This window comes from Salibacterium aidingense DSM 18341 (assembly GCF_000429685.1).
GTDB classification, from domain to species: domain Bacteria; phylum Bacillota; class Bacilli; order Bacillales; family Marinococcaceae; genus Salibacterium; species Salibacterium aidingense.
Genome location: NZ_AUCI01000007.1, coordinates 152,273 through 173,236, shown reverse-complemented (window position 1 = coordinate 173,236; position 20,964 = coordinate 152,273). Strand labels below are relative to the sequence as shown.

Genomic DNA, 20,964 nt, shown 5'->3' with positions numbered 1-20,964 from the left:
TCATAACTACGGATGAAGCGGTAAAGCAGTATTTCAGCATACGTACGAGATAAAAGGAGAGGATAATAGATGAATATTGTTTCTATTGAACCCACCCCAAGTCCCAATACAATGAAATTAATAATGGATGAATCCCTGCCTTCAGGAAAAAGTAATAATTATACAGCGGAAAATGTGGAGGAAGCTCCGGAATTTATAAAATCCATTCTACAAATTGACGGTATCACGGGAATTTATCATGTTTCTGATTTTATGGCATTGGAGCGCCATCCTAAGTCCGAATGGGAAGGGCTGCTTGCCCAGGTGCGAGCCTTATTTGGAGAAGATACAGAAACAGAAGGGGACATCTCCCGGATGGATGATGCATTTGGAGAGGTGCAGGTTCAGGTTCAGATGTTTAAGCATATTCCGATGCAGATTAAAGTAAGCTCAGCGGACGAAGAAAAACGCCAAGGTCTGCCGGAGCGTTTTCAGGAAGCCGCATTTAAAGCACAGACCAAAGAGGACAATATCGTGATGCAGCGGCAGTGGGAAGATCACAGCCGCCGTTATGGGGATGATCTGGAAGAGATAGCGGAAGAAGCAGCAGAAGAACTATCTGCGGCTTATCCTCCGGAACGTTTAGATACGCTTATTCAGCTTTCTCTTTCCGGAGAAGAAAACGCCCAGCAGTTTGAAGAACGGTTCATAGAAGTAACAGAGGAAATGCTGGATGACCCGGATTGGAAAAAACGCTATGCCGCTCTTGACAAAATGAATCCGAAAGAAAAAGACCTTCCCGTATTGGAAAAAGCCCTGCACGATGAAAAGTCCTCTGTGCGCAGGCTTGCGGTCGTCTATATCGGTATGATTGAAAAACCTGTTATTCTCCCGCTCTTAAGGCAGGCAATGCAGGATAAATCAGTTACGGTCCGGCGCACCGCTGCCGACTGTTTTTCCGACCTTGGGGATCCTGCGGGTATACCGGCGATGATCGAAGCACTAAAAGATAAAAATAAATTAGTAAGGTGGAGGGCAGCCATGTTCCTCTATGAGGCAGGGGATGAAACGGCAGTAGAAGCTCTCCGTGAGACAGCAGAAGATCCAGCTTTTGAGGTCGCACTCCAGGCAAAATTGGCGTTAGAACGGATTGAAGGCGGAGAAAAAGCAAAAGGATCGGTATGGAAACAGATGACAGAAAGGATGCAGCAGGATAAAAACAAAACCTGAAAACCTGGTTTTTAAAACTGCCGAATCTGCTGCTCTAAAAGATCCTGGAAAAGGGAAAAAGAGTGACAGTACATTCTCCCCGGACGCATAATAAGCGGCATCATACTGCTGGAAGAAAAAGACATCGGATTTACCGTGGGAAGATCACCTGAGAATGAAGCGATCCTGGCTGAAAGGGGGCGGATGCCCATGACCAAATCAGAATTAAAACAGGTACTAGAGGATAAACAGATGGAGGAAGCGCTGGAATTATTGGAAGAAGCAGAGGAAGGCGGACTTTCGGAACTGGAACTGGTAGAATCTCTTGGATTACTGCGGGACGAGAAGCTGAATGACGCATTAATTCAAGCGCTGCAGGAAGAAGGGGTGAAAATCACTTACATTCCGGCGGAAGAATAAGAAGAAAGGCAGAAAAGCAGGATGAAAGCAAAACCAAATCAGTTTATCTCAAGACAGGCGGTTTCAGTGTGGCGGATAAAAGGAGCCTTGTTCACAGGCATACTTTTACTGGTCCCAGCAGGCTTGTTTGTTTTATCGTATCTATACCAAGTGTCCTGGGTTTATTTTTTCCTTGGCAGCGCCTTGTATGTGTTGCTGGGAGTGTGGAATATTGTATACCTTCCGTGGATTAGATGGAAAATCTGGCGTTATCAACTTCATGATAAAGAAATTGAGGTTTACCGGGGAATTTTCATTATCAAACATACTTTGATTCCGATGGCGCGCGTTCAGCATGTGGATACGGAACAGGGGCCGATTTATAAACGTTTTGGACTAACCGCAGTTATGATTTCGACAGCAGCCGGCACTCATGAGATACCAGCATTAACAGAGGAAACTGGTATTGAGTTACGAAATCAGATTGCTGCGCTGGCAGGGACGGAGGATCATGGTGACTAACTGGAAAAGGATGCAGCCAAGTTCCATCCTCATTTTGTTCTTATCCAAGATAAAAGAGTTCATTGTGCCTTTGTTTCTTTCCTTATTCGCAGGAGGGTATGGCTCGGGGTATACCGTCTGGCTGTTCCCCCTCCTTCTCCTCACCTTGTTCGGCTATTGTGTGCTGTACTGGATCTTTTTCCAATTTTCACTGGAAGAACAAGAATTGAGAATTAAAAAGGGGATTTTCATAAAAAAGAACCGCTATATTCAGAGCAGGCAGGTTCAGTCCGTAGCTGTTCACACGACAGTCATCCACCGTCTGTTTCACACTGTAAAAGTAAAACTTGAAACAGCCGGAGGAGGGTTGGAGGCTGAAGCAGAATTAACGGCTGTGTCTCCAGAGGCTGCAAAAATGATTCAAGCACATTTTGGTTCCAAGGAGGACATGAATTTTTCGGACATCTCACAATCTGGAGAAACAAAATTATGGAATTCACACTGTAATGAAGAGAACCTTGTATATACTGTACCCTGGAACCACATTATTGCAGCAGGGGCGACTTCCGGCAAAATTGGAATCGTATTTTCTGCAGCCGCAGCCCTTTTCTCTCAAATGGATCAGTTTATTCCTGCAGAGGTATATGAAGATTCTTATGGCGCCCTTGTTTCGATGGGAGCCTTTGTTCTTACGGCGCTTTTTCTTGGATTGGCTGCTGTGACCTGGCTTATTTCGATTGCCGTTACCTTTATTCAATATGGTAACTTTGAGATTAAAAAGGCAGATAATGAACTCACGATTACACGGGGGCTGCTGGAAAGGCGTCAGCTGACGCTGAAGCTGGACAGAATCACTAGTGTCCGCTATATCACAAACCCTGTCAGACAGGGTTTTGGACTGTGGAGCATTTATGTAGACAGTGCAGGGGGAGGCTTACAAGAAGAACAGCTTTCTACGATACTGCTGCCGTTAGGGAATAAACACCAGCTTCAGAAGTTAACAAATCAACTTCTTCCGAATATGATTTACCCGGAAGAGGTCCGACCGCTGCCTGGAAGAGCTGCCCGAAGATATATTTTCCGTACGTCTATTTTCTGGTGGCTGTTGCTTGTTCCTGCCGTGTGGCTGCTTCCCATAGGCTGGGTATTTATTGGGGTTCCTGCTCTTTTTACCTGGCTTGGATGGCAGCGGTACAAAGACGGTGGAATTTATTTTACGACGCAGCATCTTGTTCTGCAGAACAGGGGAGTGAATTTGTATTGCAACGTAATCCCGCATTCATGTCTTCAGTCCACAGCGGTACAACAGTCTTATTTTCAGAGGAGAAGAAATTTATGCAGCATTTCCGCAACAGTGTTAACGACGTCCGGGGGCCGTCACTTCCAACTAAAAGACCTAGAATCCCGAGCCGAAAATAATATTCTGCGCTGGCTGCGTTCCCCTTTTCATTCCTAATCACAGCAACGAGGCCGGGAGAGAAGGATAGGAGCTGGCCGAAAACCCGAACAAAATAATGACGATGAGATCGCTGCACCCGGTCCCTGCGCTTTCCATAGGGACGGCTTCAGCTCACTTGGTAAAGAAGATCGCATTACCAAGTGAATCTTCCGTTCGTCTTCGTCCCATAGGAGTCTCCGTGGCCGGCCTCGGCTGAATAGAGAGGGAGGTTGGGCCAAACGAAAGAAAAAGTGGTAAAACGGACATCTTAGGGTTTATAACGTCCATTCAGCGGAGTCAAAATGAGGTCGACTCCCGCGGAAAGCGACCTATTTTGACGCAGCGATAGAACAATACACAAAAACCCGAACGATTTATGGAAAAATCGTTCGGGTTTTTGTCCTTGATAATGTTTTGTCCCAGACTCGTTATCTTTAAGATTCATGATCTTTGGTATAAGCACTGGTATAGGTGGAAATCCGCCGTTCTCCGTTATCGGCAGTATATTCGAACCGGTCGTAAACATAGTCTTGAGCCTGTGATTTTAACTTGCGCTCATAATGATGCTGAACAAGCAGTGTTTTTCCTGGTTTCTGGAAGGTAAGAAAATTAACTCCTTTGAAGGAAGAATTTCCTTCTGCCTGAAGCAGTTCATACAACAGCCTGTTGTGGCAGTCAGCCAAATCCGTTTTGGTGAATCCAAAATCCTCGATGTCCTGCAGGAAGCTTTTCCGGGAAGGGTGCTCCAGTTCATTTAAAAGAATTGTGAACGGCTGAAACTGTTCCTGATGAATTCGGACAAAATCACCTGTCTGCAGGGAGATGGTCCGCTTTTTGGCATCCTTGAATACGAATCCGTGGTCGTGAGATACCGTTATCCAGCTGCTGTCTTTCTGGACTTCAAACTCAAAGGGACAGCCTTCCAGTTCAAGCTCATCTCCGTAAGTAGGCTCATGCAGAAATGGAGTCCTATCTTTTCTTTCTATCCGGTAGTAAACGTACTGATTTTTTTCGTTATTGCCCGCTTTATTTGTACTCTCTGTTTTTTTGGATGCACCGCCGAACCGGGCTGCTATTTCTCTCCATTGTTCCGCATAACCCGAATAATCATCGATATAGGACTGAAGCTCATCTGCAGCACTCTCTGCTGCTGAGTGTACAGACGCATTATAATCCAGGCTCCGTGATGGTGCCGGCAGCAGATGTATTTTCGTACCCGGTACCACGACAGAGCGGTTTTTCATCTCATCGAGTACTTTAGCATGTTCAATGGCCGGCAGTTCGAACAGTCCCGACACCTTTACTTCTCCCGACCACGTTTTTTGGGGCGGTGTATAAACTTCTTCCAGTGTTCCGTAATACATACCTTCCTTTCCCTGATCAATAAGAACGGTGCTGCCTATATTCTTAGAAGCTTCTTGACGATTCATGAAAACCCTCACTTTAACATGTGCTTGTCGTTTTTAATATTTTCATTATACGAAAAAAGAAGGGGGTTCGGCAAGCAAATGTACATATTATTCAGGAGCATTGTTTCTTTTACGTACAGGATATCTTCGTTCACTGAGTTCTAACAGCTGTTCCATCTTGTCAACTTTTGTCACTTCTGCTTTTTCACGCAGTGTACGTATATTGACTTCCATTTTTACCAGTGCTTCGTAAAGCTGTTCTGTCTGCTGCTGCCGGTTTTCTTCGGACAGGGATAGATAAGTATCCAGTAAGGATGGAATATCCCTGGTCAGCATCCGCTTGACTGTATAGCGTTCTTCAATATCGAGCGAATCATAAACAGATCCGGCTTCCTGTGTTTCTTCCAATAAAAGTTTCAGACGATTGTCTATCATAGAAGGAAGAGCCCCCCATGATCTTTCTCGTTTTTCTTCAAGTTCCCGGATGTAATAAAATGGTTCTTCTGAAGAGTGAATCAGATCTTTGTCTTCCGTTGGTTCGGGAGAAGGAGCAGAGACGGAAAGGTCATGGTTTGTTTTTTTCTCGATCAAACCTCCCAGCAGTGCTTCATCCAGTAATTCCAGCTTATCAAACACTCCTTGAAAATAGCTGGATTTTTGAATGCTGCGGACAAAGGTCTGTCCATTTTTTATATATTGAACCGTCGCTTCCTTACATCGGTTCTGCCTGCTTTTTGGGAGATAAGCTTTGCGTATATACTCAATAACTATTCTTTTTTTTATGGCAGCTTCTGATTTATGGGTTTCGTAACTTAATACCTTCATTCGTTTTTGGTTAATTTTCAAACGGAAGTGAAAGGTTTTCCCGTTTTTCTTAAATGTCTGTGCGGACTTCACTTGTTTTCCGTAATCAATCAGGCGGTCCAGAGCTGCTTCGGTTTCCTGGACAATGACCAGGCCGTGGGCATCGGAAAATATATGATCGTCCACTGGGCGCAGGTGGTCCGGCAAAAATCGTTCCAGCCATGGATGCATAAGCCAATCTTTTGCCAACGTTCATCACCTTTTCTCGGAAGATAAGAAAGTATAAATTTCGGGCGTTTTCAAGATCCAGCTCCAGGCGCCGTCCGCTCGAAGGCCGATGTCGCGGCTTTAACGCCTGTCACAGGATGTGCACTAGGCGGACGCCTTGTGCTTCTCTTAACTAAACTTCATGGAAATGGCGTTGTTTTATTCCAATAATTTGGTTTTCATCTGCTGATTTAATTCGTCCAGCTCATGAATGAATTCTTTGCCGGATTGCACTATTCTTTCATTAGACTGTTCCGTCATTTGGATGGCAGCATAAACATCTTCATAGGCTTTTCGGAACGTTTCAATGGCCACCGCCGGCTCTTCCAAAGTTTTTAGTGTATCTTCCGTGTTGGATTTAAGCATTTGAGCATTGCTTAAAATCATGTTTTCGGTGGCTTCATTAACATTCTGTACGGCGTTGATGACTTTACGCTGGTTGCCGAGCGCAAGTTGAATGGAGGCTGTAACAGTGATAATGTTTTTTGTCATAGTGATGGCGTTAAAGATTGCTTCTTCCAGCTTTTCGTTGTTATCTAATATAAGATCTACAGAAGCAAGGGACTGCTGAAGAACCATGACAGCCTGATGCATATTCTTCACACGTGAAATGACTTTTTCCTGGCCTTTCTGCAGGGCGGCCGGGTTATCCTTCCATTCTTCCTTTGTCATTTCCTGTTCCAGCATGTCATTAAGCTGGCTTCCGGTGTCAATTTGTTTTTCCAGCTCGGTTATCCGTTCTTTGGCTGTTTCTTTCAGCTGCTCGAGCATGACATTGTCTTCCTGCAGTTTATCACGGCCGGCCAGGAGCGCTTCAATAATATTTTCTACCTGCGCCTCCACCGTTTCATATTTTTGGGCATACTGTTCCATCGGGCTTTTTCTTAGAATTTTGTTCCAGGTTTTTTTCCATTTCCCTTCCTTAAGATAATCCGGTTCCAGTTCGCTGACCATGCCTTTTAGTTCATGCAGTTTATCCGGAAGTTCATTATCTTTTTGATTCATCATTTCGCGTACCGGTCTTTTCAGCGCTTCGAGGGAATCGCCCGCTTTTTTTTGCTCCGTTTCTCCGAGTCCCCCGATAGCGGCAAGCAGTTCATCAGAATCTGTTTCGTTTTTGAACCGCTCCAGAAACTTCTCAGCTTCCTGTGTGGTTTCTTTTTTTTCATATGAAATGTGTGCAGCTTGTTCTCTGTTTTCATCATTCATTTGTGCGTTCCCTCCCAATACCTGTTTCTATATAAAAGCTGGCTGCGCTCATATTCTTCATATACTGGTATTATATCATTTTTTGACATCCTTCGTAGCATATTGCTTTTCATTCTTATATAATTTAGATACGATGTAATTTACAATTAGATTCAGCATATAATTATTTTTTCAGGGGAGGGATGACGGCGTGTTCACGAAATATTTCGGTTTAAATGAAGCGAACGGTCTACTGCCCGATGTGAGAGAAGAAATGGCTCATCTCCAATATCTGCAGAAAGAATATAAAACAGCGTATTATCACCTCCAGGCCGTGAAAAAGGGGAGATTGGAAGAAGAGGTGAAATACAAGGAAGATATTTTTATTCTGGAATCGTCCATTGATTTTCTGGAAATGCAGGCCCAGCACCTCATTCAGCAGCTTGAAACGTATAGTATCTATGTGAAAAGTATTGAGGAGGGGCTGGTCGATTTTCCGGCGAGGCTGCATGGCAAGTCGATATTTTTAACATGGCAGCAGGGGGAAGAATATATTTCCCATTATCATGAATGGTTTGAATCCGTGGAAAACAGAAAAAGTCTATCAGTTACGGATGATGACTGACAGGAGGAGAAAAGATGTGCCTTATCGTAATCGCATACAACGCCCACCCGGATTATCCATTGATTGTCGCAGCAAATCGCGATGAATTTTACGATAGACCTGCATTGCCGCTACACCGCTGGCCCGGCTCCCCGGTTATTGCCGGAAAGGATATGAATAAAGGCGGAACATGGATGGGAGCCACAAAAAGCGGACGATTTGCTGCTATAACCAATGTCAGGGATCCAGGTGAAACAACAGCCGAAAAATCCCGCGGGGAAATTGTGAAAGGCTTTTTAGAATCTGAAAACAAAGAAAATTTTTTGGAAAGATTAAATAACCGGCAGCTCGAATTTGGAGGATATAATTTTATAGGAGGAGACACCGGCAGCCTTTTGTATGCAACGAATCAGGAAAAAAAGGTACAAACCACACTAGGGAACGGCATTTATGGGATCAGTAATGCTTATTTAGATACACCGTGGCCGAAAGTGGTTAAAACAAAGTCCAGACTTCGCCATTTACTGAATCATAAGGCCGATAAGCTATCGCCGGAAACTCTTTTTGATATTTTATCTGATGAAAAGGAAGCGGACGATGATACACTTCCGGATACAGGAGTAGGATACAGCCTTGAAAAAAAATTGTCACCTGCCTTTATAAAAATGAGCGGTTATGGAACACGTTCCCAAACCGTGCTGTTTATATCCAATAAAAACGAAGGGACGATGGAAGAAAAAACATATCTGGAAAACGGCCGTTTAAAAGAGCACACAACGCTGAACTGGAACCTTGAGAACGGGTGAAGAGCATGTGATGATGTATATTTTTACGCTATATATTATAATTATACTATCGTCTTTTTGGATTCATTTTTTCAAAAATGGCAGAAAAAGCGCACAGAAAGCGTTTACAAACAAAAAATTCTTTGTTATATAATTTGCCGAAATGTCAGAAAAATGATATGCTTTTGTATATTACTTTGAAAGAGAGAGTTATCTACTGCTAGAAAGATGGAGAGAGGTGGAAAAGGTAATGACACAACCTTATATTTCACAGAAAGCCGGCCTGTACAATTCCGAGTTTGAACACGATAACTGTGGAATCGGGTTTTTAGCCAATATAAAGGGAAAGAGATCCCATGATATTGTAGAAAATGCCCTTACAATTCTTGCCAACCTGGAGCATAGAGGCGGCCAGGGAGATGAACCAAATACAGGAGACGGTGCAGGGATGCTTTTGCAGATTCCGCATCGATTTTTTAAAAAATATGAATCTGAGCTGTCGTTTGTTGTGCCGGAAGAAGGTAATTACGGCGTTGGGATGATGTTTCTCCCGACAGATGAAACAAGACGGACTCAGAGTATAGAAGAGATTAACAGGTTAATTGGAGAAGAAAACCAAACATTATTAGGCTGGAGAGAAGTTCCCGTGGATGACAGCATGATTGGAAATGCCGCCATGAAATCCAAACCGGCGGTTTTTCAGGTATTTATTGAACGTCATCCTTCTTTGCAAACACGAGATGATTTTGAAAGAAAGCTGTATGTGATCCGAAAGCGGATTGAAAATGAAGCAGGGACAAGTGTGGAAGAAGGAGATTCCTTTTACTTCGCCAGTCTTTCTTCACGCACCATCGTTTACAAAGGTATGCTCACTACCGAACAGCTGCCTCAGTTTTATTCCGAACTGCATGACCCTGCTTTTGAAACATCCGTGGCACTTGTGCACTCCCGTTTTTCGACTAATACATTCCCAAGCTGGGAGCGGGCTCATCCGAACCGTTATCTTATTCATAACGGAGAAATTAATACAATTAAAGGGAACGTAAACTGGATGCATGCGCGGGAAGCCGTCATCCGCTCGGAAAAATTCAAGGAAGACCTTGATAAAGTGCATCCTATTGTCGATCACCACGGCAGCGATTCCTCCATGTTTGACAATACGTTTGAATTTCTAACGCTTGCCGGGCGTTCCATGCCGCATGCAGCGATGATGATGATCCCGGAACCATGGCAGAATAACGAGCACATGTCAGAAGAGAAAAAAGCTTTTTATCAATTTAACAGCACACTGATGGAACCATGGGACGGACCCACAGCCATTGCTTACACGGACGGCCGGAAAGTCGGCGCCTGTCTGGACCGTAACGGGCTCAGACCGGCAAGGTATTATGTGACCAAAGATGATCATATTTTAATGTCATCGGAAGTGGGTGTCCTTGATATAGATCCGGAGGATATTCTGTATAAAGAACGTCTGCACCCCGGCCATATGCTGGTGGTGGATATGGAAGACGGCCGTATTGTTCCGGACGAAGAAATTAAACATGATATTATTACGGAAAAACCATATAAACAATGGGTGGAGGAGTGCCTGACGGATCTGGAGGATGTACTGGAAAGCCGGGAAGTATATAATACGGACTTTGACCAGTTGACCGAACGTCAGCTGGCCTTCGGCTACACCTTTGAAGAACTCGATAAAATGATTAAACCAATGGCGGCCGGCGGCGCAGATCCGGTTGGCTCGATGGGCTACGATTCCCCGCTCGCGGTATTATCAAAAAATCCTCAGCTGCTGTATAATTATTTCAAACAATTATTTGCCCAGGTAACCAATCCGTCCATTGACGCTATTCGTGAAGAACTGGTGACAGCTGTAGGAACTACTCTGGGGACAGAAGGCAATCTTCTTCATCCGGAGCCCGAGAGCGCACGGCACTTATATTTAAAAACGCCGCTGTTGAATAATGAAGATTTCGCCAAGCTTCGTTCCAATAAAATAAAAGGCTTCCAGTCTGTGACGCTGCCGATGGTATTTGATGCCTCTAAAGGAGAAAGCGGTCTGGAATCTGCTCTCGATGAGCTGTTTGAATCGGCGGATAATGCGGTCGAAGAAGGAGCCGCTCTCATTATTTTGAGTGATAGAAACGTCAGCAGACAATATGCGCCAATCCCGGCCTTATTGGCTGTAGGCGGACTTCATCACCATTTTATCCGTAATGGGATGAGAACCCAGGTGAGTATCGCTGTAGAAACAGCGGAGCCGAGAGAAGTCCATCATTTTGCTGTATTGCTCGGGTATGGAGCTGAAGCGATTAACCCATACCTCGTCTTTGACACCATAGATGGAATGATTAAGGATAACTGGCTGGAAGATACTTCCTATGTTGAGTCTGTCCAGCATTATATTAAAGCAGCCACAAAGGGTATCATGAAGGTACTTTCCAAAATCGGAATTTCCACCTTCCAAAGTTACCGGGGTGCACAGATTTTTGAAGCGGTCGGGATCGCTCCGGAAGTGGTGGAAAAATACTTTACCTGGACGCCGTCCAGAATTGGCGGAGTTACGCTGGACATGATCGCCAGAGAAGTTTTAATCCGTCACGAGAAGGCTTATACAGACCAGGAAGGCCAGGATAAAACACTGGATCCCGGCGACGATCTGCAATGGAGACGTAATGGGGAGCCTCATCAGTACAATCCGCATACTATTCATATGCTGCAGCATGCTGCCAAGAAGAATGATTATGAATTATTTAAAAAATACTCAAATGCTATTAACGACCAGGAAGAAAAGCAGACGTCCCTGCGCGGGATGCTGACGTTTAAAACGAAAGACAGGAACCCAGTATCCCTGAACGAAGTGGAGCCCGCAGAGGATATTGTGAAACGGTTTAAAACCGGCGGCATGTCGTTTGGCGCCATTTCAGAAGAAGCGCATGAGGCCCTGGCGATTGCCATGAATAAAATCGGCGGGAAATCGAATTCCGGGGAAGGCGGGGAAGACCCCGATCGTTTTACTCCGGATGCTAACGGAGATTCACGGCGAAGTTCCATTAAACAGATTGCTTCCGGACGCTTTGGAGCAACGAGCCATTATTTAGTGAATGCAGATGAAATTCAAATTAAGATTGCCCAGGGAGCAAAACCGGGAGAAGGCGGACAGCTTCCAGGAAATAAAGTATACCCCTGGATTGCAAAAGTACGGGGAACAACTGCCGGTGTCGGGTTAATTTCTCCTCCTCCGCATCATGATATTTATTCAATTGAAGATCTCGCCCAGTTGATTCATGATCTGAAAAATGCCAACCCGTCTGCTACGGTTAGTGTAAAGCTTGTCTCCGGAACGGGTGTAGGAACGATTGCCGCAGGTGTAGCAAAGGGCCGGGCAGATGGTCTGGTCATCAGCGGCTATGATGGAGGAACAGGAGCTGCTGCGAAAACAAGTATTAAACACGCCGGGCTTCCGTGGGAAATTGGACTGTCCGAAACACACCAGACATTAGTGGAAAACAATCTGCGGGACCGGATTAAAGTTGAAACCGACGGTAAATTAATGACAGGCCGGGATGTTGCAATTGCAGCTCTTCTCGGGGCTGAAGAATATGCTTTTTCCACTGCGCCGCTTGTTGTCCTCGGATGTGTGATCATGAGAGTATGTCATCTCGACACCTGTCCGGTAGGAGTGGCAACTCAGAATCCTGAGTTACGGAAAAAGTTTATGGGAAGTCCCGACCATGTAGTGAACTTCATGCATTTCATTGCCGAAGAATTGCGGGAAGTAATGGCTGAATTAGGGTTTACGACCTTGAACGAAATGGTGGGAAGAACAGATTTATTAACTCAGAAAGACTATGTGGACAATTGGAAAGCAAACTCTGTGGATCTAACCAATTTACTGTATCGTCCAAAGAAGCTCGATCAGTCAAAACACTTTGGACATACAGAACAGGATCACCAGCTGGAACAGTCAATGGACGCGACCACGCTGCTAAAAGCGGCGGATAATGCCCTCCAGCGTAAAGAGCCGGTGTTTGGCGAATTTGCCATCCGAAATACAGACAGAGTAACTGGAACGATAGTCGGCAGTGAAGTGACAAAACGATATGGCCGGGAAGGTCTCCCGGAGGACACCATCCGGTTTACATTCAGAGGATCTGCCGGCCAGAGTTTCGGTGCCTTTCTTCCAAAAGGCATGACCCATACCCTGGTCGGGGATGCCAACGATTATTTTGGAAAAGGCTTGTCAGGAGGAAAGATTATCGCCTATCCTCCTGAGAATTCCACATTTGCTCCTGAGGAAAGTATATTGATCGGTAATACAACGTTTTATGGAGCGACTTCCGGAGAAGCTTATATACGCGGAGTAGCCGGGGAACGGTTTGCGGTACGTAACAGCGGTGTGGATATTGTTGTGGAAGGACTTGGCGATCACGGCTGTGAATACATGACCGGCGGCACGGTAGTTAACCTTGGAGGAACCGGGAAAAACTTTGCAGCAGGTATGTCCGGTGGTGTAGCCTATGTACTGGATCGAGAAGGGAATTTTGACTCCCTCTGTAACAAGGAAATGGTGAACTTAGAACCTGTTGAAGATCCAGAGGACATTAAGCGGCTTAAGTCCTTGATCGATCGCCATGCCAGCTATACAGAAAGCTCTCTGGCAGAAAGTATTCTGCAGCAGTGGAAAGCGGCACTTTCGAAGTTTGTAAAGGTTATTCCGTATGATTACAAGCATATGCTGGCTTCTATTGAAAATGCCAAAAAGGAAGGCTTAACGGAAGAAGAAGCGATCATGAGTGCTTTCAATGAAACAAAAACAAACAAAGCCAGAGTAGGCGGTAAATAGAAGGAACGGCACCAAGATTTAAAACGTTTGGAGTGAGTGGAATGGGGAAAACAACAGGTTTTATGGAATATGAAAGGGAAGCCCCTCCGAAAATAAAACCGATGGAACGAATAAAGAACTGGCAGGAATTCCAGCTTGTTATGCCGGAAGAAAAATTACAGAAACAGGGAGCACGCTGTATGGACTGCGCCATCCCTTTCTGCCAGGCCGGCACGACGATGGATGGATCAGGAGAAATTGGATGCCCTGTATATAATTTAATTCCGGAATGGAATGACCTCGTTTACCGCGGTCAATGGAAAGAAGCGCTTATCAGGCTTCATAAAACAAATAACTTTCCTGAGTTTACAGGCAGGGTGTGTCCTGCACCATGTGAAGGTTCCTGTACGGTCGCACTGAATGATGATCCGGTAACGATTAAATCGATTGAATTTAATATCGTTGAAAAGGGTTTTAAAGAAGGCTGGATCACAGCAGAACCACCTGCCCGGAGAACTGGGAAAAAAGTGGCTGTGGTCGGATCTGGACCCGCTGGGCTGGCTGCAGCAGCCCAGTTAAATAAAGCGGGCCACCTGGTGACAGTTTTTGAAAAGGATGACAGAATCGGCGGGTTATTAACGTATGGTATTCCGGATGTAAAGCTCTCCTACCACATTATAAAGCGCCGGCTGGATATAATGGAGGAGGAAGGTGTAGAATTCGTTACCAATACGGAAATTGGTGTAAACTACCCGGAAGAAGAACTGAACAAGCAGTATGACTCGGTTATCCTCTGTACAGGGGCACAGGTACACCGTGATGTGCCTGCAGAGGGAAGAGGATTGGATGGTATTTACTATGCGATGGATTTTCTCCGTCCGAATACAAAATCACTGCTGGATTCAGGCCACCACGATGGAAACTTCATTTCAGCGGAAGGCCGTGATGTTATCGTTATCGGCGGCGGGGATACCGGTGTGGACTGCATTACAACTTCCATAAGACATGGCTGCAATTCGTTAGTCCAGTTTGATATTCATCCGGAAAAAGATGCCCAGCGTTCCGAAGACAACCCTTGGCCCCTGTACCCGGTAGTATACGGACAGGAGGAAGGCCACAAGGAAGCGGAAGCATTATTTGGGGAAGATCCAAGAGCTTATAAAGTGATGACGAAGAAATTCGTTGGAGATAAAAACGGCCGTGTGAAAGAACTGCACACCATCGATGTAGATACAGTATATGAAGACGGAAAGAAAATCAGAAAAGAAATACCCGGTACGGAAAGGGTATGGAAAACGGATCTTGTATTTCTTGCAGTCGGCTTCACTGGTCCGGAACAGGATCTTCTGGAAAAAATGGAGATTGAAACAGACGAAGGCAGCAATGTGAATGCGGAATATGGTATATATCAGACAAATAAAGAGAATATATTTGCGGCGGGAGATAACAGAAGAGGGCAGAGCCTTGTCGTATGGGCTATTCACGAAGGAAGAGAAGCAGCCCGCGAATGCGATCGATTTTTAATGGGATCCACAAACCTGCCATAAAGTATCGCCATATCCATGTGATGACGGGATGTTTCCCGTCTCACTAACTCTTTTCTTTAAAAATTTCACGTACCGTACTTATATATATAATGAACAATAAAAAATTCCATGTTAAAATACAGACAGTATACAATGCGTGAAAGAGCAGGTGAAATAATGTGACAGACCATGTTGTGAAAGCTTCACATAAAACAGGAGTATATGCCGGGGAAAAGCTGCAGGAAAAAGGGGATAAAACGTTAATCAAAATATTAGCTGTATTAAAGCATCCAATGCAGGGAGACCTTCACAATCCCAGGCAGGTAGACGTTCCTCTATTTCATGAAAGAAAAGCATTAGCTGAAAACGAAAAAGTCTGGGTCCCGACTCCAAATGTAAAGCAGTATGAGGACGCACTTCCTGACTACAGGGAATCTCTACTAGAGGCCTACGAAGATTTAAAACGCGATCTTCACGCCAAAAACGATGAATATTCCTTAAAATCGTTAGAAACACTGGAAGGTCTCAAACACGATTACAAATTAGACTGAGTATGACAGAAAGAAACCGCCATCTTATGAAAGACGATGGCGGCTTTTTATTTAAATAGACGGGTTATGGGTTTTTTTACTCGTATCAGCACTAATTGTATGAAGCCTGATAGATAGATCAATTAAAAATATTTCGTCCGAGTCGTCTAAGCTGCATCCAGTCAATAATTCAATTTTTCTAAGCCGGTACAACAGCGATTGCCTGTGCAAATTTAATTCTCTGGCGGTTTGGCTGACATTCCCTTTGTGCCGGTTATAAACAATAAACGTATGCACCAAATCTATTTTTCGTTCTTTTGAATAATGCTGCAGGGGAGAAATGATGACATCCGTAATGTTACGAAGCTCTTCATTCTCTGTGAGCGCCAGCAGGGCGCGGTCGAATCTTGTATTGGCATACGTCGTGACAAAACCTTCTCCTTTTTGTCTTCTGCCAATATCCAGGGCAGAGTGAGCTTCCTGGTACCCGGTATGAAAGAAGTCTTCGCCAAACGTTTTAGCAATTCCCCATGAAATAACAAGCCCCGGACGTTTTTGGTTCATTCTGTATTCCAACAGTTCAATAAAAGGGTAGGCGGTTTCTACTCCTTTTTCGGACTGCAGTTCCACAAATATAATTAATTCGTTTTTCTGAAAGGTAGACATGGTCTTTAATTGCATCGTCCTTCCGGCATGCAGTACCTCTTCTTCCATGAAATCCCCAATCTGTTTCTGCCACTTTTCATAGGACAAACTGCTGGACGTTGATTTATCATAGAGCTGCTTAAAATTATCTGGCTGGGCCGCGATACATAAATATGGAATATTAAGGTTATATCCCAATGATTTTGCACGGGATAATGCGTTATCCTTAGATTCAAATTTTCCTTTTGCCAGACTCCAGACAAAATCATCTTTCAATCTCATTTCTGTTTCCAGTGCGGCCTGGTCGTGCAGAAAGCACAATGCAGACGTCGTGACAGCATGCTCCAGTAAAATCAATGTATGTTCTCGAAATATATCATCCTCCGGAAGATACTCCGGCCATTCTATCAATATAAAACCCTGTATCTCCCGGGCGCTTTGTACGGTAAGCTGCAGCACCTCTGTCTGGTCTATTGTAATCCAGTGCATTTTATTGGGGAGAGAAGCTCCCTCGTCTTCTTCCATTTGAAAATACAAAGGGTCCCCATGCTGCAGCAGATGAGCATTCCATTTTTCTTCAAGGGTTCCGGCTTTTTTGCTCTTTGTTTTCAAGTTGCCCCTGCGGTCCGTGATGATAACCGGCATAGATAAGGATTTCTCTAAATACGCTGCGATTTGAGGAGTTCCTTCTCCATTTAAAATAATTTCCAATAATTCTTTTCGTACTTTGTCGGAATGCTCTACAAAACTTCGTTCCTGGTTATGCAAAGCAGTGGAAATCGCATGACTGACATCTGCAAATCGAATCTCCCAGGGAATCTCAATTAACGGGAAGTCATGACCCTCACAGAATTGCACTACTTGCGGGGGGATGTCTAATAAATATCGTCCCGTTGCTATAATTAAGGCAGCGGCTCCTGATTCCATTACTTCCTGTGTAAAGTCAAGCAGTTTATTCTCATCATCCTCGCACCCGATGGCAGCTGTCAAAACCACTTCGTTATCACGCACAAAATTTTCAACCGGCAATTCAATGATGGATACCCATTCGACAGGACTTTCCATCCCGGATTTTATTTCTGTTTTTGCTTCCGCCTGCTTTAAAATCGGAAGCTGCAGCATATCCTGAACCGTAAACATTGTCATTCCTCCCAACCGTCCCCGGGCCAGTGTCTTTATATTACAGCTATGTTCTGTCAGAAAACCTTTTATCCATCCTGTCAGAATACTGTATTATACTTTCATACAAATTGGTGAATGGAATCCCGTCTTTATTATCATATGATAAAAATATACCAAAAGGAAAGTACGTTGGAAAAAGGGAGTGTTTGGCATGAGAAATCTCAGGGAACGTTATGTACACCCATCTACTAAAGCTGTGTGGGCTGGAGAAAAAGAATACAGAGTGCATGGTGCCACCCAGGTTCCGGTGGTACACAGTGTAGCATATACGTATGATGATTTGGATCATTGGTATGAGGTGGCGGTAGGAAACGAAAAAGGTCATATTTATGGACGAAATACAAACCCGACCGTAGAATCGTTTGAACAGAAAATGAAAGAACTTGAAGGGGCAGAAGCAGCAACAAGTTTTTCTACAGGGATGGCAGCAATTAGTAATTCATTATCGACGTTTCTGAAGCCGGGGGACAGAATTGTCTCCATGAATGATACCTATGGGGGGACTAATAAGATATTCAGCGAATTTCTTCCAAGACTGAATATCGATGTAACCTTGTGTGAAACCGGAAATCATGAAGAAATCGAAAAGGAAGTCAAAAAAGGATGCAAGATCCTTTATCTGGAGACTCCCACCAATCCTACTGTAAAAATTACAGATCTGGCGAGAATGGTAAAAGCCGCAAAAGAAGCTGGAGCACTAGTGTTTGTCGATAACACGTTTGCAACCCCTATTAACCAAAATCCTCTAGATTACGGGGTAGATCTTGTTATTCATAGTGCTACTAAATTTTTAGGCGGGCACGCAGACGCCCTTGGAGGAGCTGTGTGCGGCAGGAGCGAGCTGGTAGAAAAGATATTTCACTACCGGGAAATTAATGGCGCAACGATGGATCCAATGGCAGCATACCTCCTGCTGCGGGGGATGAAAACACTGCATCTGCGTTTAAAACAGTCTTGTGACTCTGCAATGAAAATAGCGGAATACCTGCAGTCCCATGAACTGGTAGATCAGGTATTTTATCCGGGGTTACCGGACCATCCCGGTCATGACATTGCAAAGAAACAAATGCGTCAGTTTGGCGGAATGCTCAGCTTCTCCATGAAAGGCGGTCTGGAAGCCGTCAGAGATTTCCTGCCTAAATTGGAATTTGCCAACCGCGCAGCTAACCTTGGGGCCGTAGAAACGACGGTCGGACCTGCCAGAACGACAAGCCACGTGGAAAATACGCCGGAGGAAAGGGCAGCATTAGGTATTCCGGAAAGTTTAGTCCGTTACTCAGTGGGTATTGAAGAAACAGAGGATTTAATTAATGATCTTGAGTACGCTTTTGCTGAATTATCAAAAACTCCAATCACGAAAGGATAGCCCGGGAAGGAGGGGGACCAGCATGCATTCCGATCACGCCTTATTCAAAAAAGCTTTATCCATGCAGTCCCAATTATCGGAATGGCGCCGGTATCTTCACCGTTATCCTGAATTAAGTTTCCGCGAGAAGAAGACATCCGATTTTGTTCAACGGGAACTTGAAAAAATACCCGGTATGGAAATTTTTTCAGGCCAGCAGGAAACTGGAATGGAAACAGGAGTAGTTGGGAGATTACGAAAGGGAGAGGGGCCGGTTACTGCACTGAGGGCTGATATGGACGCTTTACCGATTGAAGAAGAAAATCAAATATATTACAAGTCTGAGCATCATGGGGTGATGCATGCCTGCGGCCATGATGCACACACTACCATGTTATTGGGGGCAGCTCATCTTCTGGCGGATGACGAACACGTCAACGGGACGATTAAGTTTATATTTCAGCCGGCGGAGGAAATGACCAATGAAGAGGGATTATCAGGCGCTCCCTATATGATTCAACACGGTATTTTAGATGATGTATCTATCGCCTTCGCTCTCCATATGGATCCAGAATATACGCCGGGCACGGTCAGGCTGCACGCAGGTGCCAGCATGGCAAATGTCGATACCTTTGAAGCAAAAATCAAGGGAACGGGGGGTCATGGCGCTTATCCGCACTTAGGAACAGATCCGGTCTGGATGCTGTCTTTTGTCATTCAGGCTATCCAGGGGATCTGCTCCCGAAGAACATCACCTTTAGTTCCAGCAGTTATTAGCATCGGGGAGGTGAAAGCCGGATCCTCAACTAATGTCATCCCGGATCATGTAACCGTTCAAGGTACAATGAGAAGTTATGATAAGGATACCCGGAGGCATCTTGAAACGGAATTGCAGCAGGCGTTTTCTATAGCGGAATCCTTGGGGGGGTCTTATGAGCTTAATATAGAAAAGGGAGAACCAGCCCTCTATAATCACCCGGAAGCGGTGAAGATTTTAGCGAAGACGATAAACGAGATCTTGCCGGATTTTTCTGTTAGAAATGAGCCATATGGATTAGGCGGCGAAGATTTTGGGTATATGGCAGATACTATACCGGCCGCTATGCTTTTTCTGGGTGCCGGCTTTTCAGAAAAAGAAAACAGAGGACTTCACATGCCTCGTTTTGATATACAGGAAGAAATGCTGCCGGCTGGAGCCTCTCTCCTGGCCGGAGCCGCCCTTCATTATTTACGCAATGCATAAAACAGGAGGGATAGAAATGGCGCATAAACTCGCTTTTGTTGGTTTCGGTGGAGTAGGTCAAGGTCTGGCAGAGATCATCAAGAACAAGGGAAGCTGGCTGAAGGAAACGTTCGGCGTGGATTTTAAAATCGTATCCATTGCTGATTTGTATAAAGGGTCGCTCCATCATCCGGAGGGGCTGGACATACAAGCGGTTCTGGAAACCTTGAATAAAGATGGTACATTGGACAGTTATCCTGCCCGGGATGGACTTATCCGAGACTGGGACAGTTTAACAACGATTGAGCGGTCCAATGCCGATACGATGGTGGAAATCACGTTTACAGATGTGAATACGGGACAACCGGCCATTGACCACTGCAAAAAGGCATTTGTTTCTGGAAAAAATGCGGTGTTAACAAATAAGGGACCAGTCGCTCTGGCCTATAAAGAATTAAAAAACATGGCTGAAAAACATAATGTCCAGTTCATGTTTGAGGGCACTGTCATGAGCGGAACACCGGCAATTCGAATGCCTTTGACATCCCTGGCAGGAAATGACGTAAGGGAAATACGCGGTATTTTAAATGGTACGACAAACTATGTGCTTACCAGGATGGAAACAGGCATGGAATTTAAAGATGCCTTAAAAGAAGCACAGGACAAAGGATTTGCCGAAGCTGATCCAACAAGTGATGTAGAAGGATATGATGTTCTCTATAAAGTCATTATTTTAGCCAATGTGATTATGAACGGAGATATAACAAAAGAGGATGTCAGTTGTAAAGGTATTTCGAATGTAACAGCGAAGGATATAGACCAGGCCCGGGAGGAAGGAAAAAAATGGAAGTTAATTGGAAGAATAAAAAAGGAAAACGGAACGATCCATGCTTCTGTAGGCCCGGAAAAAATATCGGAAGAAGATCCGCTTGCCGGCATATCCGGAGCTTTGAATGCTGTAACGTATGAATGTGATTTATCAGGGCCTGTAACGCTTATTGGAGCAGGAGCCGGCATTCCTGAGACTGGATTTGCGCTGCTGATTGACTTAATAAACATGGAACGTGCTTCGTTATAAGTAATTTACGATAGAAAGGTGGCGG

The 20,964-nt window shown here is 44.7% G+C and carries 16 protein-coding genes; 12 read left to right on the top strand and 4 right to left on the bottom strand.

What is annotated here, in order from left to right:
- Nucleotides 1–69 precede the first annotated feature (69 nt).
- The 4 genes from G475_RS0108425 to G475_RS0108410 all read left to right on the top strand — a co-directional run bounded on the left by G475_RS0108425 (nt 70) and on the right by G475_RS0108410 (nt 3,544).
- Nucleotides 70–1,209, top strand: coding sequence for a conserved virulence factor C family protein (locus G475_RS0108425; protein WP_026700900.1), 1,140 nt, complete (start codon nt 70–72; stop codon nt 1,207–1,209).
- Between the two features lie 189 nt (nt 1,210–1,398).
- The gene (locus tag G475_RS0108420) at nt 1,399–1,608 is read left to right on the top strand and encodes a hypothetical protein (protein WP_026700899.1); all 210 of its coding nucleotides are present in this window, start codon (nt 1,399–1,401) and stop codon (nt 1,606–1,608) included.
- A gap of 21 nt (nt 1,609–1,629) precedes the next feature.
- Nucleotides 1,630–2,109 (top strand): PH domain-containing protein, encoded by a 480-nt coding sequence (locus G475_RS0108415; RefSeq protein WP_026700898.1) that lies wholly within the window; start codon nt 1,630–1,632, stop codon nt 2,107–2,109.
- On the top strand, nt 2,102–3,544 hold the full coding sequence (locus G475_RS0108410) for a PH domain-containing protein (protein ID WP_026700897.1): 1,443 nt from the start codon (nt 2,102–2,104) through the stop codon (nt 3,542–3,544). The genes G475_RS0108415 and G475_RS0108410 overlap by 8 nt, the downstream gene beginning before the upstream one ends.
- A gap of 416 nt (nt 3,545–3,960) precedes the next feature.
- Here G475_RS0108410 and G475_RS0108405 read toward each other — a convergent pair whose 3' ends face one another.
- The 3 genes from G475_RS0108405 to G475_RS0108395 form a co-directional block, all read right to left on the bottom strand.
- Complete coding sequence (locus G475_RS0108405) at nt 3,961–4,956, bottom strand: DUF2777 family protein (RefSeq protein WP_026700896.1); 996 nt, start codon at nt 4,954–4,956, stop codon at nt 3,961–3,963.
- Between the two features lie 87 nt (nt 4,957–5,043).
- The gene (locus tag G475_RS0108400; RefSeq protein ID WP_026700895.1) at nt 5,044–5,988 is read right to left on the bottom strand and encodes a hypothetical protein; all 945 of its coding nucleotides are present in this window, start codon (nt 5,986–5,988) and stop codon (nt 5,044–5,046) included.
- Between the two features lie 177 nt (nt 5,989–6,165).
- The gene (locus tag G475_RS0108395; protein ID WP_035710579.1) at nt 6,166–7,215 is read right to left on the bottom strand and encodes a toxic anion resistance protein; all 1,050 of its coding nucleotides are present in this window, start codon (nt 7,213–7,215) and stop codon (nt 6,166–6,168) included.
- 190 nt (nt 7,216–7,405) lie between these two features.
- On the opposite strand from G475_RS0108395, the gene G475_RS24580 reads away from it, so the two are divergent.
- The 5 genes from G475_RS24580 to kapB all read left to right on the top strand — a co-directional run bounded on the left by G475_RS24580 (nt 7,406) and on the right by kapB (nt 15,488).
- A complete protein-coding gene (locus tag G475_RS24580) occupies nt 7,406–7,819 on the top strand; it encodes a DUF2203 domain-containing protein (RefSeq protein WP_051302338.1) in 414 nt (137 codons plus the stop codon).
- A 14-nt stretch (nt 7,820–7,833) separates the two neighbouring features.
- Complete coding sequence (locus G475_RS0108385) at nt 7,834–8,604, top strand: NRDE family protein (RefSeq protein ID WP_026700893.1); 771 nt, start codon at nt 7,834–7,836, stop codon at nt 8,602–8,604.
- 229 nt (nt 8,605–8,833) lie between these two features.
- Nucleotides 8,834–13,432: a glutamate synthase large subunit gene (gene gltB / locus G475_RS0108380; RefSeq protein WP_026700892.1), complete on the top strand. Its 4,599-nt coding sequence runs from the start codon at nt 8,834–8,836 to the stop codon at nt 13,430–13,432.
- Nucleotides 13,433–13,473: 41 nt separating this feature from the next.
- Complete coding sequence (locus tag G475_RS0108375; protein WP_026700891.1) at nt 13,474–14,958, top strand: glutamate synthase subunit beta; 1,485 nt, start codon at nt 13,474–13,476, stop codon at nt 14,956–14,958.
- A gap of 158 nt (nt 14,959–15,116) precedes the next feature.
- Nucleotides 15,117–15,488, top strand: a complete 372-nt coding sequence (gene kapB, locus G475_RS0108370; protein ID WP_026700890.1) for a sporulation phosphorelay system protein KapB — start codon at nt 15,117–15,119, stop codon at nt 15,486–15,488.
- A gap of 51 nt (nt 15,489–15,539) precedes the next feature.
- Here the strand turns inward: kapB and G475_RS24575 are convergent, their stop codons facing one another.
- Entirely contained in the window at nt 15,540–17,252 is a 1,713-nt protein-coding gene (locus tag G475_RS24575) for a PucR family transcriptional regulator (protein ID WP_051302336.1), read from the bottom strand.
- Between the two features lie 193 nt (nt 17,253–17,445).
- Between G475_RS24575 and G475_RS24570 the strand changes: the two genes are divergently transcribed.
- The 3 genes from G475_RS24570 to G475_RS0108350 are packed head-to-tail and all read left to right on the top strand — an operon-like array spanning nt 17,446 to nt 20,939.
- Nucleotides 17,446–18,660, top strand: coding sequence for a cystathionine gamma-synthase family protein (locus G475_RS24570; protein ID WP_035710575.1), 1,215 nt, complete (start codon nt 17,446–17,448; stop codon nt 18,658–18,660).
- 22 nt (nt 18,661–18,682) lie between these two features.
- The gene (locus tag G475_RS0108355) at nt 18,683–19,882 is read left to right on the top strand and encodes a M20 metallopeptidase family protein (RefSeq protein WP_026700889.1); all 1,200 of its coding nucleotides are present in this window, start codon (nt 18,683–18,685) and stop codon (nt 19,880–19,882) included.
- Between the two features lie 16 nt (nt 19,883–19,898).
- Nucleotides 19,899–20,939, top strand: a complete 1,041-nt coding sequence (locus G475_RS0108350; protein ID WP_026700888.1) for a homoserine dehydrogenase — start codon at nt 19,899–19,901, stop codon at nt 20,937–20,939.
- Nucleotides 20,940–20,964: the final 25 nt, after the last annotated feature.

Coding starts and splice junctions, on each gene's coding strand:
- G475_RS0108415 (WP_026700898.1), top strand. CDS start 1,630: ATGAAAGCAAAACCAAATCAGTTTATCTCAAGACAGGCGGTTTCAGTG.
- G475_RS0108420 (WP_026700899.1), top strand. CDS start 1,399: ATGACCAAATCAGAATTAAAACAGGTACTAGAGGATAAACAGATGGAG.
- G475_RS0108385 (WP_026700893.1), top strand. CDS start 7,834: ATGTGCCTTATCGTAATCGCATACAACGCCCACCCGGATTATCCATTG.
- G475_RS24575 (WP_051302336.1), bottom strand. CDS start 17,252: ATGTTTACGGTTCAGGATATGCTGCAGCTTCCGATTTTAAAGCAGGCG.
- G475_RS0108375 (WP_026700891.1), top strand. CDS start 13,474: ATGGGGAAAACAACAGGTTTTATGGAATATGAAAGGGAAGCCCCTCCG.
- G475_RS0108395 (WP_035710579.1), bottom strand. CDS start 7,215: ATGAATGATGAAAACAGAGAACAAGCTGCACACATTTCATATGAAAAA.
- G475_RS24570 (WP_035710575.1), top strand. CDS start 17,446: ATGAGAAATCTCAGGGAACGTTATGTACACCCATCTACTAAAGCTGTG.
- G475_RS0108355 (WP_026700889.1), top strand. CDS start 18,683: ATGCATTCCGATCACGCCTTATTCAAAAAAGCTTTATCCATGCAGTCC.
- G475_RS0108350 (WP_026700888.1), top strand. CDS start 19,899: ATGGCGCATAAACTCGCTTTTGTTGGTTTCGGTGGAGTAGGTCAAGGT.
- gltB (WP_026700892.1), top strand. CDS start 8,834: ATGACACAACCTTATATTTCACAGAAAGCCGGCCTGTACAATTCCGAG.
- G475_RS0108405 (WP_026700896.1), bottom strand. CDS start 4,956: ATGAATCGTCAAGAAGCTTCTAAGAATATAGGCAGCACCGTTCTTATT.
- G475_RS0108425 (WP_026700900.1), top strand. CDS start 70: ATGAATATTGTTTCTATTGAACCCACCCCAAGTCCCAATACAATGAAA.